This is a genomic window from Jonesia quinghaiensis DSM 15701 (assembly GCF_000423205.1).
GTDB lineage: Bacteria > Actinomycetota > Actinomycetes > Actinomycetales > Cellulomonadaceae > Jonesia > Jonesia quinghaiensis.
Window position 1 is genome coordinate 188,847 of sequence record NZ_KE383990.1, and the last position, 16,069, is coordinate 204,915.

A 16,069-nucleotide genomic window follows, 5' to 3' on the forward strand; every position below is an offset into this window, starting at 1 on the left:
ACACGCCCCCAACAACTTTGGAGACAACGATGCCGGGTATGACCAAGCCATCGCACTGGCTCATCCTGATTCTCGTCCTGCTACTGCTTTTCGGTGCAAAGAAGTTGCCTGACCTCGCACGCAGCATCGGACAATCCATGAAGATCTTCAAAAAGGAGATCAAGGACCTCTCTGAGGACGACACAACACCGCCCGCGGCCCCACAGCAGCAGGCATACACCCAGCAACCGCCTGTCAGCCCGCAGGTTCCTGGGGTTGTTGATCCTCATAGCACCCCAACACAGTCCTCACCCACCACGCCAGGCACTGGCCACAGCGGAGGCGCAGCCTGACCGTGGCAACACCAGGTGGAACCAGCCCCTCAGCACGGGACATTCGGCGCCGTAAACGCGCCCAACGCAAAGAGGAACGGCGTCAAGCACGTTCAGATATGGCCCTCATGGACCATTTTCGCGAACTAAAAAGTCGACTCTTCAAAGCTGCGTTAGGTATCGTCCTTGCTTCTATTGGGGGCTGGTTCCTGTTTGACATGGTCTTTAATTCACTACAGCAACCAGTTATTGATTCTGCTGAGGCGGCAGGACAACTGATTTCTGTGAACTTCACCGGCGTGGCTACCGCACTGGACATGCGCATTAAAGTCTCACTATTTGTCGGTTTAGTCATTTCCAGCCCATGGTGGCTCTACCAACTGTGGGCATTCATCACCCCAGGGCTCGCACGCAAGGAAAAAATCTACGCTTACGGGTTTGTCGGCGCCACCGTGCCACTCTTCCTCGGCGGTGGACTTTTAGCGTGGCTTGTCCTCCCACACGCGATCGGTATCCTCACAGCTTTTGTGCCAGAAGACTCCGCTAACCTCTTAGACGCGCAAACCTACCTCAGTTTCGTCATGCGTCTGTTACTTGCCTTTGGGCTGGCATTCGCCATGCCAGTGCTCCTCGTGGGCCTGAACTTCATGGGGTTGCTCTCAGCAGCAACGATGTTGCGAGGATGGCGGTGGGCGATTGTTGTCGCATTCACTTTCTCCGCCATGATGACACCCACCCCAGACGCACTAACCATGATTCTGGTAGCCCTGCCCATCTGTGCGCTCTACTTTGTGGCACTGGGAGTGGCCTGGCTCCACGACCGCAAGGCGGCCCAAACGATGGAACGCCTGGATGCGGAACTTGCTGACTACTAAGCGTTGAGTGAACTCTTCTCGCCGCCACCTGCCAAAACTGACATTGTCAGGATCCACCGATAGCCTGAAGACATGTCACCCAAACGCTCGCGCGCTCGTGAACAGCGCAAGATGAGCATCGAGGATCCCACTGCGAACTCTGCTGCTGTTGAAGCCAGCCCAGCGCAACGCTACCAACGCTTCAAAGAAGCCAGTACGCTCCGGCACGTTCGCGACTTTACACAGACCCTGTCTTTCCCCCTCGATGACTTCCAGGTTGATGCCTGCCAACGCCTAGAAGCAGGCGACGGAGTGCTCGTTGCAGCCCCCACTGGTGCGGGAAAAACCATTGTCGGCGAGTTCGCGGTGTATCTCGCCCTGAAACAGCATCGAAAAGCTTTCTACACCACCCCCATCAAAGCTCTATCAAATCAGAAATACCAAGATTTCCAGCGAGTCTACGGAGCAGCAAACGTCGGTCTCCTCACCGGAGACACAACGATCAACGGTGAAGCTCCCATCGTAGTGATGACCACAGAAGTACTCCGAAACATGATTTACGCGGAGTCCTCAACCCTGAACAATTTGGGTTACGTCATCATGGATGAGGTTCACTACCTTGCCGACAGATTCCGCGGTGCAGTGTGGGAAGAAGTCATTATCCACCTGGAACGCGACGTCCAACTTGTCTCACTGTCAGCAACGGTGTCGAACGCCGAAGAATTCGGCGACTGGTTGGCAGCTGTCCGTGGTTCAACCGCAGTGATCGTCTCCGAACGCCGTCCCGTACCGCTATGGCAACACGTCATCACCCAGGGCAGGGGAGACGCACCTGGTGGCATCATCGACCTGTACGCTCACAGCGTTGATCCCACTGACCCGGGCCCAACGCCACCCATCAACCCCGAACTTCTTAACTACATGCGGCGCGGCAAAGATAGTGGGGGACCGGGGCGGGACCGCCGAGGCCGCCCACAACACTCTGGGCGCCGCGGGCCACCACGGTTCGCTGTCATCAATGCACTAGAAGACGCGAATTTATTGCCCGCAATCTACTTCCTTTTCTCGCGGGCAGGCTGCGATGCTGCCGTTGAGCAGTGTCTTGCCACAGGCATCAGTTTGACGACTGAAGCGCAGGCACAAGAGATCCAAATCATCGTGGAAACCAGAATCGCAACTCTGCCCACAGAAGACCTCCAGGTTCTTGGTTACTTCGGCTGGTTAGATGGGTTAATGCGCGGGATTGCCGCTCACCACGCAGGGATGCTCCCGCTCTTTAAAGAAGTGGTCGAAGAACTCTTTTCCCGTGGTCTCATCAAAGTGGTCTTCGCGACTGAAACTCTTGCACTCGGCATCAACATGCCGGCACGTACCGTGGTGCTTGAAAAACTTGTTAAGTGGAACGGGACCGCGCACGTTGACCTCACCCCAGGTGAGTACACTCAACTCACTGGGCGGGCAGGGCGCCGTGGTATCGACGTCGAAGGACACGCCGTCGTTGTTGACCACGTTGGCCTCGACCCTATGGCGCTTGTCCGACTTGCCTCACGCCGCCTTTACCCTCTGCGATCAAGCTTTACCCCCACCTACAACATGGCGGTCAACCTTGTTGACCGCTTCGGGTACTCTCAAGCACGCGAAATCCTCGAAACCTCCTTCGCCCAGTTCCAGGCCGACCGAGGCGTCGTTGACCTCGCACGACAAGCACAAGCAAACTCAGAGGCCCTCGAAGGTTACACCGAAGCAATGCAATGCGACCGTGGTGACTTCAGTGAGTACATGCGCCTGCGTTCTCGCATATCAGAACGAGAAAAGGAACTCTCACGGGTATCCACGCAGAGCAAACGCAACGACGCTATCGCCACATTATCCGCGCTACGAGTAGGTGACATTGCCGAGATACCATCAGGGCGATCATCAGGTCGTGTACTTGTCCTTGACCGCGGAAAGGACACCGGTTTTGAGGGACGCCGGCCTCTTGTCCTGACTGAACAAGGCAAAACCCGGGTCCTCACCCTCGCCGATGTCCCCAACGGCGTTGAACACGTCGGATCCATCAGAATTAGTCCACGCCTCAATGCCCGCAAACCCAGTGACCGGCGTGATCTCACCCGAGAATTCCAGCATGCACTACGCCACGGTGACCTCACACCAGCACCAACACGGCGTTACGGTGGCCCCAAACGCAAAAGCAACGCAACATCGGACAGCGTTCTTTCCGCGTTGAAAGACGAACTGCGCTACCACCCCTGCCACAAATGCCCTGACCGAGACCACCACGCCAGATGGGGCGAGCGTTGGGCGAAACTTACTCGTGAGCACACTGGTCTGTTGCGCCGCATCGAAGGACGCACCGGGTCAATCGCGAAGACGTTTGACAGGATATGCGCGGTCCTGAACCACTACGGTTACCTCAACACTGACAACGACCAGTACACAGTGACCTCAGCAGGACTCACACTGCAGCGAATCTACGCAGAAAACGACCTCCTCATAGCGCAGTGCTTGAACCAAGGCATCTGGGACAAGCTTGATGCACCGCAACTAGCAGCTGCAGTCTCTGCTGCTGTCTACCAATCCAGGGGAGAGGAACATGCCGAACCGCACATCCCGGGCGGTCCGGAAGGGAAGTTAGCCCGCAGCATCGAATCCATGGTTCGCATTTGGGGAGACCTCACCGACACTGAAGAAGCGCATCAGCTAGAGGAAACCGGTGACCTTGATGCTGGGCTCGTCTGGGCCATCCACGCCTGGACTCGAGGACGCAACTTGGACGCAGTGCTTTCTCAAGCAGATTTGACGGCTGGTGATTTCGTGCGTTGGGCAAAGCAAATACTTGATGCACTGGACCACATCGCTAATGTCGCTCCACAACCTGCTGTCCAAAGCACCGCCCGAAGCGCTATTGATGCCATCCGCCGTGGCGTCGTCGACTACTCCAGCATGTAGAAAGGCACACACCGTGAGCTCAACATTGGTGATCAATGCGGTTATCCACTCTGGCCAACACCCGTTTGCACAAGCTCTCCTCATCGAAAACGGTGTCATAGCCTGGTGCGGCGACATGGACGCAGCAGCCTCATATCAACGCACAGCAACACAGATTATCGATGCCCAAGGAGCGCTACTCACTCCAGGATTCGTCGACGCGCACGTTCACGTCTTAGAAACCGCCTTTGCACTATCAGCAACAAGTTTGTCCCCACGTGACGGCATCGCCACACGAGAGGCAGCGCTCAGCGCACTGTCAGCGGCAACGAAGACGTGGAAACCAGGAGATTTACCTGTCACCAGCATCGGTTGGGATGATTCTGCTTGGCCTGCGGCAAGCCAACTTTCCTGGGCTGATATAGACGCTGTAGCTGGTGGGGTGCCTGTTTACGTTCCACGGGCTGACCTCCATTCAGCGTTAGGTTCTTCTGCTCTGCTGTCCTGGGCTGGCCTAAACGATAATCACGACGGCAGTCCACTGCGCGGAGACCGCCACGTGGCAGTCCGCCGTGCAATGCATGACGTGAGTGATGCAACCCGTGATCAGTTGTACCGCATGGTCCTTGACTACAGCGCCAAACGCGGTGTCGTGGAGCTGCACGAAAATTCCGCACCGGGAATAGACACCCGCGAAGGGTTGGCACGTCTCATCAACATGACGCAAGACCCTGTTAGTGGGTTTCCGCGGATTGTGGGATACCGCGGGGAGCTTGTCTCGACTCTCGAAGAAGCCCACGCGATCAGCGAAGCAATACCTGGACTAGCTGGATTGGCCGGCGACCTATCAGTAGATGGTTCCTTTGGTTCACGCTCAGCGTGGCTGCGAGAAGAATACGCAGATGCCCCAGGAAACAAAGGTTCCCTCTATCTGTCAACCGAGCAAGTAGCTGCGCACGTCACGGCAACCAGCCTGGCTGGCCTGCAGGGTGGCTTCCACGTCATTGGCGATGCTGCTCTCGACGTTGTTCTCACCGGCTACCACAATGCAGCAGCGCAGTCCGATGACATTCGTCGAGCCATTCGCCGCACCGGGCACCGCCTTGAACACGTCGAACTCGTCGACGATGATGCTCTGACTGTATTCACTGACTTGGGAATCGCCGTCAGCGCCCAACCAGCCTTTGACGCGTGGTGGGGCGGACAGCAAGGCATGTACGCTACACGACTGGGGCAGCGTAGAGCACAACGAACGACGCCACTGCGTACGCTCATGAGCGCAGGGATTCCAGTGGCCTTCGGTTCGGACTCACCTGTGACTCCCATCAGCCCTTGGGATGGTGTGCGTGCAGCGATCTGGCACCACAACACCGAAGAGAGAGTTTCTGCTCGTGCTGCCTTCCGCGCTCATAGCCGTGGAGGTCACCGTGTTGCTGGTGACATGGCTACGGGAGAAATCCGGGTGGGGGCTCCCGCTCACCTTGTTTTGTGGGAAGCCGATGAGTTGGGCGTTCAGGCAGAAAATGACGGGCGGTCTGCTTGGAGCACAGATGCTCGCAGTGGAACGCCTCTCCTTCCGTACCTGGCTGAACAAGGTGAATCTCCACGGGCACTTATCACGTGGCGTGCCGGTCATATCATCCACAATGCAATGAACATTTAGTGCGGCTTCCGGCAGTATTCCTCACGGAGTGTTTTTCACCCGTTGTTTTTTCGCCATGTATCGCGGATGACACGGCTCTAGGGCTGGTAACCCGTGAACAGAAGTTGACATCAGCGTCGCACAGGGCCAAGGTGAGTAGTGCCCGCACCTGATGCGGTGATAACCGTGGGTGTGTGCCGACGCGCAAGCGATCACTGGTCCCCGAGTTCAGTAGAAAACGTGACATGTCACGGTACGAAGGACTCGGGGACCAAAACACGTCTTGGGGCATGTTCATCCACGGATCATTCAGGTTTCTCGCATATGGTTCTCCTCGTGAACCTTGCGCACATACCCCGCCCATTGACCCTGATCATCGCCGTGGTTTCTGGTTTCCTCACTGACTGGGCTTTCCCCGATCGCAATATGTGGGCGCTTGCCTTTGTCGGCATTGCAGGGTTGTGGATCGCCACGTCACGGGATGCTCCAGGCTGGAACGTGCTGGTCGGTTCCGCATGGGGGATCGCGTTTTTTCTCCCTCACGTGCAATGGGCACAATACGCCGTTGGGGGAAACCTGCCCTGGATCGCTTTGAGCATTTTTGAGGGCTTGTACATCGGCCTCTTTGCATGGGCGTGGAGCATGGCACGCCGGAGCCGAGTTCTTGCACGTCGACCTCTGGGGCAAGTCCTCGCTTTCGCTGCCTTGTGGATCGCTGTTGAGTATGTTCGCATGGTTTTTCCGTTTGGGGGGTTCCCGTGGGGACGCCTTGGTTTCTCTCAATCTGACTCTCCACTCGCTCGGCTCGCGTGGCTAGGGGGAGTGCCACTCCTGTCATTCACAGTGGCACTGGCAGGCGCCCTTCTTGCAGTATTTATTCGAGCTATGTTGCGGATGAACCTTGTTGCTATGGGAGCCTCAGCTTTAGCGTGTTCGCTGCTTGTTGTTGTGGGTTGGCTCGTTCCGCTGGACACACAAGCTCAACAGGGAAACCTTCTTGTTGGGGCAGTTCAGGGCAATGTTTCTGAACCCGGACTTGGTGCATTTGCAAACCGGCAAGAGGTTCTCAATAACCATGTCAATGGCACCCTCGCGCTTGAAGATTCAGGTGTCGATGTTGTTGTGTGGCCGGAGAATGGGACGGACATCGATCCGCAGGTTGATGCTGGGGCGGCTCGGCTCATTGATGATGCTGCGCAAGCTGTGAAGGCCCCGTTGTTGCTTGGTGCTCAGGAATACCCAGACTCGGGTGGTCGATACAACGTGTCACTTGTGTGGGAGGCCGGACAGGGTGTTACCGACCGCTATGCTAAGCAACATCCCGTTCCGTTCGGTGAGTACATCCCTTACCGGGAATTCTTCCGTTCCTTGTCACCCGCTGTCGACATGATTAGCACTGACATGTTGCCGGGGAACAAGTCAGCGGTTGTTGACATTCCCATATCTCGTCTTGAGCGCGATGTTACGTTGTCACCAATAATCTGTTTTGAGGTGGGGTATGACGACCTTATCTACGATGCAGTGAAAAATGGGGGAGAGGCACTCGTTGTGCAAACAAATAATGCCTCCTTCGGACCAACAAACGAGTCCACACAACAACTGGCCATGTCACGCATTCGAGCCATCGAAACAGGTCGAGCAGTCGTTCACATTTCGACCGTGGGTGTCAGCGCGGTGTATACCCCCAACGGGGTGGAACGCGAACGCACGGGCCACTTTACAGCTGAACAATTCACCCAGCAGATCGCTCTGCGTGATTCTCTCACTCCAGCAGTGTGGCTCGGTGTTTACCCCACATGGGTTGCGGTGGGCGTCAGCGCCATTCTGATTGCTGCAGGAATAATGAATCGGCAGGTTAAACCCAGGGGAGTCAGACCATCTGCGCCTCGCGCATCCCGCCCACGAAAGGCTTAGTGTGCTCTACCAACCCGCCTTGCGCACACTCGTGGTGATGCCCACGTACAACGAACGCGATAGTCTCCCCGTGACGCTCGCACACCTGATGGAACATGTCAGGTGTGACGTGTTGATTGTCGATGACAACAGTCCAGATGGCACGGGTGCTATCGCTGATGAGCTCGCCCAGAATCACACCACGATTCACGTCATGCACCGACAGGCCAAAGATGGCCTTGGAGCTGCGTATATCGCTGGTTTTCAGTGGGCCTTAGAACGTCACTACGACTTGGTGTGCGAGATGGACGCGGATGGTTCTCATCAGCCACATGACCTTCCTCGGCTCCTTGCGCAAGCTGAAGCTGATGCATCGCTTAGTGGAGTTATCGGCTCTCGTTGGGTTGCTGGCGGTGCAGTTGCTAGGTGGCCGTGGCATCGGCAGGTTTTGTCTCGCGGCGGTAATTTATACGTCAAGTTCATGCTCGGATTACCACTTCACGATGCAACCGCGGGTTTTCGCGTCTACCGCGCCAACACGCTGGAGCACCTGAATTTGCAAGACATTGAGTCACATGGTTACTGCTTCCAAGTGGATATGACGCGGCGAGTGATCTCGCAAGGAGGCGCAATAGCTGAAGTGCCCATTACGTTCATCGAGCGAGAATCAGGGGAATCCAAGATGAGCGGGGCAATTGTGCGTGAAGCGTTGCTGCGGGTCACACAGTGGGGGATTGACCGCCGCAAATCGCGCGTTTCTCAATGGGTGACGTCGCTGCGTGCACAGCGCAACAAACCCTGACAGAGAATCTCTGGGACATGACTGTGCCCGCTAACTCGTCGTTGCGAGTTAGCGGGCACAGTCATGTGTGTATACGACTTACTTTGCGAAACCTCCGCGGCGCAGTTTCCCGGCACGCAGTAGGTCGAGGCGCTCAGTGAGTAACTCGTCGAGTTCCTTTTCTGTGCGACGCTCAAGGAGCATGTCCCAGTGGGTACGTACGGCCTTGGAAGGAGCTTCTTCTGGCTTCACGGCGTCGTTCAGCAGAGCTTCCTCACCGCATCGGCATTCCCACACAACAGGGATTTCTGCTTCAGTGGAGAACGGAAGGATGATGAGGTGTCCGTTGGGGCACTCGTAGCGAGCTTCCTGTCTGGGTGCGAACTCGACGTTTTCATCGGTCTCCATGCTTTTGGAGCCGATACTCATGCCACGCAATGAACGATCTGCCATGACTGGCTGCTACCTTCCTGTTGTGGGCCTGGTGCAAAGATCTGACTAAACCCAGGGCGAACCAACTCACCATTGTACATAACGGCATGCGCCGCTTGTTTGTTCCACGCGGAATTTCACGCATTGTTGCCGGGTGTCACAGAGCTCTCAGCGCTTCTTCCGCCATCCACCTAGTTCTCCGATAATGTACGTTATGACATTTCGAAGAATTATCTGCTCCTCGTTCGGTCAGTTCAGCCCATTGCTTCACATGCCCGATATTGAATCAGTACTGATCTCACAAAACGCCATGGCGCAGCATTTGCGCCAGTTCACCTCTGGAACTGCAGTTTTCCAAGGCTCAGCAACTTCGCATAGTTATGCACGGCGCATACGCAGAGGAGAAGCCAGCATTTCCGCAGTTCTTTGCCATCTTTTGACTTGTTGTTCGACCGGGCAGCGTCCACATGAATTCTTCACCCTGGATGCGACCAACACCACGCCGCAAATCAACAGGCCGACCAGCAACTTCTTCACTACCCTTGAAGGGTGGCGTCCCCCTCCCGAAAATACAGTTCCCTGGCTCGCAAGCTCATCACCCGTGGAATGATGCTTGCCACCGCCTCAACATTATCTGCGGCAGCAACCGTGATTGTTGCGGATCAAGTGACACGGCGGCATCGCCAACGTACTGCGCGCTTTCCGCATCTCCCCCCGCAGCACGTCGATGTTCACGGCACCAGCGCGACGGTCTACACCTACGGCGCGGATGTTTACCGTGACATGCTTGACGCTATTCGTTCAGCCAAAACATCGGTGTACCTCGAAAGCTATATCTGGAAAAATGATGTTGTGGGCGTGGAGTTCAAAGACGCCGTCATCGATGCAGCTCAGCGAGGCGTCGAGGTTTATCTCATATTCGACTCTTTCGCGAACCTAGTAGTCCCCCGCTCATTCTTTGCGTTCCCAAAGAATATTCATGTTTTTGCATACCCAATGATTCGACCTCAGGTACTGTTTCTTGACATAAAATATACTGGGCGAGACCACCGAAAGATCCTCGTTGTCGATGAGGAAATCGGCTTCGTTGGCGGATTTAATATCGGAACAACCTATGCCACCCAATGGCGGGATACACACCTCAAATTAACGGGGCCTGGTGTTTGGGAATTAACAAGCGCCTTTGTCACATTTTGGAACCACAATAGGCCCGAACAGCTCCCCATCATTGAACCTCAAGCAACTCCCGACTGGCTCCCCCGCATCCAAACCGCCGAAAATGCTCCGATTCGCCAGGTGTATCCTGTGCGAAACATATATCTTTCTGCCATTCGGAGAGCTACACACCACATCTATTTGACACAAGCATATTTCATCCCAGATAAAGTGTTTGTGCAAGATCTCCTCGATGCTGCGGCACGCGGAGTAGACGTTCGCATTGTGGTCCCCGAAGCATCTAACCATGTTATTGCTGATTGGCTATCTCGCGGCTTGTACTCCACCCTTATGCGTGGCGGCGTGACAATCTGGCTATTTAGAAACGCAATGGTTCACGCGAAAACTGCCACGGTAGACGGGATATGGACCACCATTGGAACGGCAAATATTGACCGCCTCAGTTTACAAGGTAACTACGAGATCAATATGTCGATCTATGACCGTGATCTCGCACAAACTATGGAGAAGGTTTTCTCTATGGACCTCGGTAATTGCCGCCGCCTCGACCTAGACGAGTGGGAGTCGCGCCCGCTCATCAACCGTATTGGTGAGGCGCTGCTGGCACCTTTGCGTCCTCTGTTGTAGTTCCCAGCACCTGCAGAACAACTGTGGCCCCTCACCAAATTTCGGTGAGGGGCCACAGTACGCTGTGTAAGGAACAGCGATCAGGAGATCATCGCTCTCTAATCGATCACAACAATCAAGTCGCCACCATCAAGCTGTTGCACCTGACCAATAGCAAGCCTGCGGACTGTGCCACCCACTGGTGTAGTGATTGATGCTTCCATTTTCATGGCTTCAATCGTCGCAACAGTTTGACCAGGTTCTACCTTCTGCCCTTCCTCCACAGCAAGGGTCACCGAACCTGCGTATGGAGCACCGATCTGCCCTGGAACATGAGCCTCCGCCTTTTCCACCGTGGCTGACACAACTTCCACAGCGTTGTCACGAATCTGGATTGGCCGCAGCTGCCCATTCAAGGAGAACATCACCGTCCGCATTCCTTGCGGGTCAGGCTCACCAACTGCTTCCAACCCAACCAGCAAACGGACGCCCTTCTCCAGAGGAATGTCGATCTCTTGGTCTGTTTCCAAACCATAGAGGTACTCGCTGGTTGATAGGACTGCCACATCGCCATACTTGTCTTGCACCTGCTCGTATTCCTTCGTCGGCGCAGGGAAGAGCAAGTGATTCAAACGGTTTCGCCGTTCAGCGGACGTGCCATTGAGTTCACGGTGGTCTTCTTCAGACAACGGCGTGACCCCTCGACGCGCAGCCCGCCCCGCTAAAGCCTTCGAACGGAATGGCTCAGGCCACCCACCCGGAGGATCGCCCAACTCTCCACCAAGGAACCCAATAACTGAATCCGGAATGTCAAAACTTTGTGGGTTCTCCGCGAATTCCTGCGGCTCAGCACCTTGTGCAACCAACTGCAACGCCAAGTCCCCCACAACTTTGGACGACGGCGTGACCTTCACCAAACGGCCAAGAATCCTGTCCGCAGCTGCATACATTGCTTCGATCTCTTCAAAGTGACCAGCTAGCCCCAACGCAGATGCTTGTTGGCGCAGGTTCGATAGTTGACCACCAGGAATTTCGTGAGTGTACACACGCCCGGTTGGACCAGTGAGTCCCGACTCAAAGGGACGGTACAAGACACGAACAGCTTCCCAGTATGGCTCTAGGTCGCACACCGCGGTCAGCGACAACCCAGTGTCACGTTCCGTGTGCTCAAAGGCAGCGACAAGAGCAGACAGCGGAGGCTGTGACGTGGTCCCAGCCATGGCTGCGTTGGCAACATCAACAGCGTCAACACCAGCTTGAGCCGCAGCAAGCAGAGTCGCCATTTGACCACCAGTGGTGTCATGCGTGTGCAAGTGAACAGGTAGGTCAAAACGTTCACGCAAAGCAGTAACGAGTTGCACAGCTGCGGCAGGGCGTAGAAGCCCAGCCATGTCCTTGATACCGATGATGTGCGCGCCAGCATCCACGATGCGTTGCGCGAGTTCAAGGTAGTAGTCAAGGGTGTAGAGCTTTTCCTGTGGGTTAAGCAGGTCGCCGGTGTAGCACAGGGCAACTTCGGCAACCGCTGTTCCTGTCCGACGCACGGCCTCGATAGCAGGTCGCATTTGTTCGACGTCATTCAGCGCATCGAAAATCCGGAAAATATCGACGCCTGTTTCGGCGGCTTCCCGAACAAACGCATCGGTCACTTCGGTTGGGTAAGGGGTGTACCCCACTGTGTTGCGCCCACGAAGCAGCATTTGGATGGGAATGTTCGGCATTGCCTCACGCAGTTGCTCCAACCGCCGCCATGGGTCTTCACCCAAGAACCGCAAGGCCACGTCATAGGTTGCTCCCCCCCACGCTTCCACAGACAAAAGCTGTGGAGTGAGGCGGGCAACATGAGGCGCAACATTCAGCAAGTCTTTTGTCCGCACTCGAGTTGCCAAGAGCGACTGGTGTGCGTCACGGAAAGTCGTATCAGTAACAGCAAGAGCCGTCTGTTCCCGCAGCGCCTTGGCAAATCCTTCTGGACCAAGTTCGAGGAGTCGGTCCCGTGAACCGGCCGGTGGTGCCTGCTCAAGATCCACCTCAGGAAGCTTCGCCGTTGGCAGGACAACAGCAAAAGGGTCACCGTGAGGACGGTTTACCGTGACATCGCCCAAGAACTGAAGCAACTTCGTTCCACGGTCAGCTGATGCGCGTGCCGACAACAACTCAGGTCGCTCATCAATGAATGAGGTAGCGATCTGTCCAGCAGCGAACTGCTCATCAGCAAGAACAGCCTGAAGGAATGGAATGTTCGTTCTAATGCCACGAATTCGGAACTCGGCTAACGCCCGTCGAGCACGACGCACTGCAGTATCGAAATCACGACCACGGCAGGTGAGTTTCACCAGCATCGAATCGAAGTGCCCCGTGATCTGGGAACCAGCTGTAGCTGTCGCGCCATCTAGGCGCACCCCTGCACCACCTGGTGACCGGTAAGCCACGATTCGCCCGGTGTCTGGCCTAAACCCATTCGCCGGGTCCTCGGTGGTAATACGAGATTGCAGCGCAAACCCATTAACCCGGATGGTGTCTTGAGAAATACCCAGATCCGCTAGGCTCTCTCCCCCAGCAATCCGCATTTGCGCTGACACCAAGTCAACGTCAGTGACTTCTTCAGTCACCGTGTGTTCAACCTGGATACGAGGGTTCATTTCGATGAAAACGTGCTTGCCTGCGCGCTCGCCGACGGTGTCCACAAGGAACTCAACCGTTCCAGCGTTCTGGTACCCGATGGATTCAGCAAATTTCACCGCATCGCGGCACAGGGCATCACGAATGTCAGGGTCAAGGTTCGGTGCTGGCGCAATTTCAATCACCTTTTGGTGGCGACGTTGCAGCGAGCAGTCACGTTCGAAGAGATGGACAACATTGCCCTGGCCGTCTGCAAGGATTTGCACCTCGATGTGACGTGGGCGCAGGACTGCCTGTTCCACAAACATCGTGGGGTCTCCGAAAGCGCCCTCTGCTTCACGCATCGCAGACTCCAGGGATTCCCGAAGATCTTCGGCACGGTCCACGCGTCGCATACCACGCCCACCACCACCAGCAACAGCCTTACAGAAAACGGGGAAACCGATCTCGTGCGCGGCATTGATGAGGTAGTCAAGATCAGCTGACGGTTTACTTGACGCCAGGACAGGGATGCCCGCTTCTCGTGCAGCGTTCAAAGCTGCAACTTTGTTACCGGCAAGCTCAAGAACTTCAGCTGGCGGGCCAATGAACGTCAACCCATGGTCGCGACATGCGCGAGCAAAATCAGGATTTTCGGACAGGAATCCGTACCCCGGATAGACCGCATCTGCCCCGGAAAGTTCCGCAACGCGGATGATTTCTTCAATGTTGAGGTAAGCCCGAACAGGTTGTCCTGGGTCACCTATGGGGTACGCTTCATCAGCTTTGAGACGGTGCTCAGAATTTCGATCCTCTTGAGGGAACACCGCGACAGTGCGGGAGCCCATTTCGTAGGCTGCACGGAAGGCTCGGACGGCGATCTCTGCTCGGTTCGCGACGAGTACTTTCTCGAACACTCAACACCTCATCATTCGTCGAGACCAGATAGGCGCGCAGAACTCTCTGCACACACTTGGCTGGCACGAACTGTCATTCGGTCATGTGGGCAGGCAAAGGCCTTTCCCCAACATATCTTCCCACGGTAGCCCCGCAATCTCTCCGTGGTATCCGCCTGTCGGTACAACAAAGAGTAATCATCACGCATAGATTCATTCAAAGACGTCATGAAACGTACTACCCCAGCCGATAAGTACCACGAGAAATAACAGAGAACACGTTAAGGTTGGCTTGTGGCAGTCCTTGGAATATGCAGTCTGAAAGGCGGAGTCGGTAAGACATCCGTGACGCTCGGGCTCGCCTCTGCGGCGATTTTCTCCCACTTGCGTACGCTTGTTGTTGACTTAGATCCGCAAGGCGACACCACTTTATCGTTAGGAGTAATGGGCGGAGCTGCCAATTCGGTGGCTCAGGTTCTCGATAACCCTTCGCAGTTTGTGCTGCGCTCAGCTATCGCCCAATCACCCTGGAACCCCCAGTTGCTGCATGTGCTTGTCGGGTCCCAAGAGTCTGCTCGCCATGATGGACCGTCGTACACTCACCGGCTCTCGCGACTCGCTACAGCGCTCGCACATGTTAAAGATGACTACGATCTGATCCTCATCGACTGCCCACCCTCTTTAGGCGGGCTCACTCGGCAGGGCCTCACCGCTTGTGACAGTGCCCTGGTTGTTACTGAACTTGGACTCTTTTCGGTTTCCGCTGCGGCTCGTGCCTTCCAAGCGATCGATGACATTCGGACCACATCGGCGCCTCAGCTCTCCCCTATGGGTGTGTTAGTAAACAGAGTCCGGGCTCGGTCCTCTGAGCAGGCCTTCCGCCATGAAGAGCTTTTGTCGATGTTTGGCCCACTCATTTTGACAACTTTCATCCCAGAGCGGTCCGCTCTGCAGCAAGCACAAGGGGCAGGTTCCCCAGTCCACGCTTGGCCGAGCCGTGCGGCACGTGACCTCGCGAACAGGTTCGATCGTGTGTTGTATCGGGCTCTGCGTTCGATGAAGGCGCCCATTCCACCCTCGCTGCAGGAATCTGCTGGCGGCTCGGATGATTCCTCTCAAGAAAGTTTGGCAGAGGCTTTCACTACCGCGTTGACTGTTGACCCTCAGGCTGTTGCTCAGACCGAAGTTCCTGAGCACCAAGAAACGGTGTAAAACATTCGTGTGGTGCACCTGAAGGTGCACCACACGAATGTTTTTGAAGTTGTGATACTACGACAGCCTCAGCCAGCGTTTCTCCGTGAACGACGCATCGCGAGTTCGTCATCAATGAGCGGCATGTCATCATCAAAACGTTCGGCAGGAAGCATCGAGAGCGATCCTTCTACTTCACGCCACACTCGGCCGACCGCAATACCAAAGACTCCTTGGCCGCCTTGCACGAGGTCGATAACTTCATCCGAGGATGTGCACTCGTAGACTGAGGCTCCGTCACTCATCAACGTGATTTGTGCCAGATCCCCGATTCCGCGTTCGCGTAGCTGTTCCACCGCGACGCGGATCTGCTGGAGGGACACACCTGTGTCCAGTAAGCGTTTAACGACTTTGAGAACAAGAATGTCGCGGAAACTATACAAACGATGAGTCCCTGACCCAGTTGCCGGTTTGATGGTGGGTGACACCAGCCCCGTGCGAGCCCAGTAATCGAGTTGCCGGTACGTTATCCCTGCCACGCGACATGCGGTTGGGCCGCGGTAGCCGGACTGTGGGTCACGATCTTCGAGCGAGTCACCAAAGAGGGTCCCTTGGGATCGCAGGCTTACCGGCTGCACGGGTAGTGCGCTCTGATCGGTGCGATCTTTCACAATGACCTCCGCATGGAGTGAACTAGCTCGGTGTGAGCTCGTGATGTGTGGACGATGGGGGTGGTCGATATAACCAACGCTAGGTCC

The 16,069-nt window shown here is 55.8% G+C and carries 11 protein-coding genes; 8 read left to right on the forward strand and 3 right to left on the reverse strand.

Going from position 1 to position 16,069, the window contains the following annotated elements; translation table 11 throughout:
• Nucleotides 1-38: 38 nt before the first annotated feature.
• From tatA to G538_RS0113345, 6 genes are all read left to right on the forward strand, one after another.
• On the forward strand, nt 39-332 hold the full coding sequence (gene tatA / locus G538_RS16975) for a Sec-independent protein translocase subunit TatA (protein WP_051197289.1): 294 nt from the start codon (nt 39-41) through the stop codon (nt 330-332).
• 2 nt (nt 333-334) lie between these two features.
• Entirely contained in the window at nt 335-1,186 is an 852-nt protein-coding gene (gene tatC, locus G538_RS0113325; RefSeq protein ID WP_342664655.1) for a twin-arginine translocase subunit TatC, read from the forward strand.
• 72 nt (nt 1,187-1,258) lie between these two features.
• The gene (locus G538_RS0113330) at nt 1,259-4,114 is read left to right on the forward strand and encodes a DEAD/DEAH box helicase (protein WP_029069685.1); all 2,856 of its coding nucleotides are present in this window, start codon (nt 1,259-1,261) and stop codon (nt 4,112-4,114) included.
• Nucleotides 4,115-4,127: 13 nt separating this feature from the next.
• Nucleotides 4,128-5,756, forward strand: coding sequence for an amidohydrolase (locus G538_RS0113335; protein ID WP_029069686.1), 1,629 nt, complete (start codon nt 4,128-4,130; stop codon nt 5,754-5,756).
• Between the two features lie 315 nt (nt 5,757-6,071).
• Complete coding sequence (gene lnt, locus G538_RS16980) at nt 6,072-7,649, forward strand: apolipoprotein N-acyltransferase (RefSeq protein ID WP_245566869.1); 1,578 nt, start codon at nt 6,072-6,074, stop codon at nt 7,647-7,649.
• A 37-nt stretch (nt 7,650-7,686) separates the two neighbouring features.
• Nucleotides 7,687-8,430 carry a polyprenol monophosphomannose synthase gene (locus G538_RS0113345; protein WP_084618467.1) on the forward strand — a complete coding sequence of 248 codons (744 nt, stop codon included), beginning with the start codon at nt 7,687-7,689 and terminating at the stop codon, nt 8,428-8,430.
• Nucleotides 8,431-8,508: 78 nt separating this feature from the next.
• Here the strand turns inward: G538_RS0113345 and G538_RS0113350 are convergent, their stop codons facing one another.
• Nucleotides 8,509-8,862, reverse strand: a complete 354-nt coding sequence (locus G538_RS0113350; RefSeq protein ID WP_029069688.1) for an RNA polymerase-binding protein RbpA — start codon at nt 8,860-8,862, stop codon at nt 8,509-8,511.
• A 528-nt stretch (nt 8,863-9,390) separates the two neighbouring features.
• Here G538_RS0113350 and G538_RS0113355 point away from each other — a divergent pair.
• Nucleotides 9,391-10,644 carry a phospholipase D-like domain-containing protein gene (locus G538_RS0113355; protein ID WP_245566870.1) on the forward strand — a complete coding sequence of 418 codons (1,254 nt, stop codon included), beginning with the start codon at nt 9,391-9,393 and terminating at the stop codon, nt 10,642-10,644.
• A gap of 98 nt (nt 10,645-10,742) precedes the next feature.
• Here G538_RS0113355 and G538_RS0113360 read toward each other — a convergent pair whose 3' ends face one another.
• On the reverse strand, nt 10,743-14,141 hold the full coding sequence (locus G538_RS0113360) for a pyruvate carboxylase (RefSeq protein WP_029069690.1): 3,399 nt from the start codon (nt 14,139-14,141) through the stop codon (nt 10,743-10,745).
• Between the two features lie 273 nt (nt 14,142-14,414).
• Between G538_RS0113360 and G538_RS16985 the strand changes: the two genes are divergently transcribed.
• On the forward strand, nt 14,415-15,332 hold the full coding sequence (locus G538_RS16985; RefSeq protein ID WP_051197231.1) for an AAA family ATPase: 918 nt from the start codon (nt 14,415-14,417) through the stop codon (nt 15,330-15,332).
• A gap of 68 nt (nt 15,333-15,400) precedes the next feature.
• Here G538_RS16985 and G538_RS0113370 read toward each other — a convergent pair whose 3' ends face one another.
• Entirely contained in the window at nt 15,401-15,982 is a 582-nt protein-coding gene (locus G538_RS0113370; protein WP_051197233.1) for a MerR family transcriptional regulator, read from the reverse strand.
• Nucleotides 15,983-16,069: the final 87 nt, after the last annotated feature.

Bases quoted from the DNA above. Each gene is read 5' to 3' on its own strand.
- tatA (WP_051197289.1), top strand. From the start codon at position 39: ATGACCAAGCCATCGCACTGGCTCATCCTGATTCTCGTCCTGCTACTG.
- G538_RS0113330 (WP_029069685.1), top strand. From the start codon at position 1,259: ATGTCACCCAAACGCTCGCGCGCTCGTGAACAGCGCAAGATGAGCATC.
- G538_RS0113345 (WP_084618467.1), top strand. From the start codon at position 7,687: ATGCCCACGTACAACGAACGCGATAGTCTCCCCGTGACGCTCGCACAC.
- G538_RS0113350 (WP_029069688.1), bottom strand. From the start codon at position 8,862: ATGGCAGATCGTTCATTGCGTGGCATGAGTATCGGCTCCAAAAGCATG.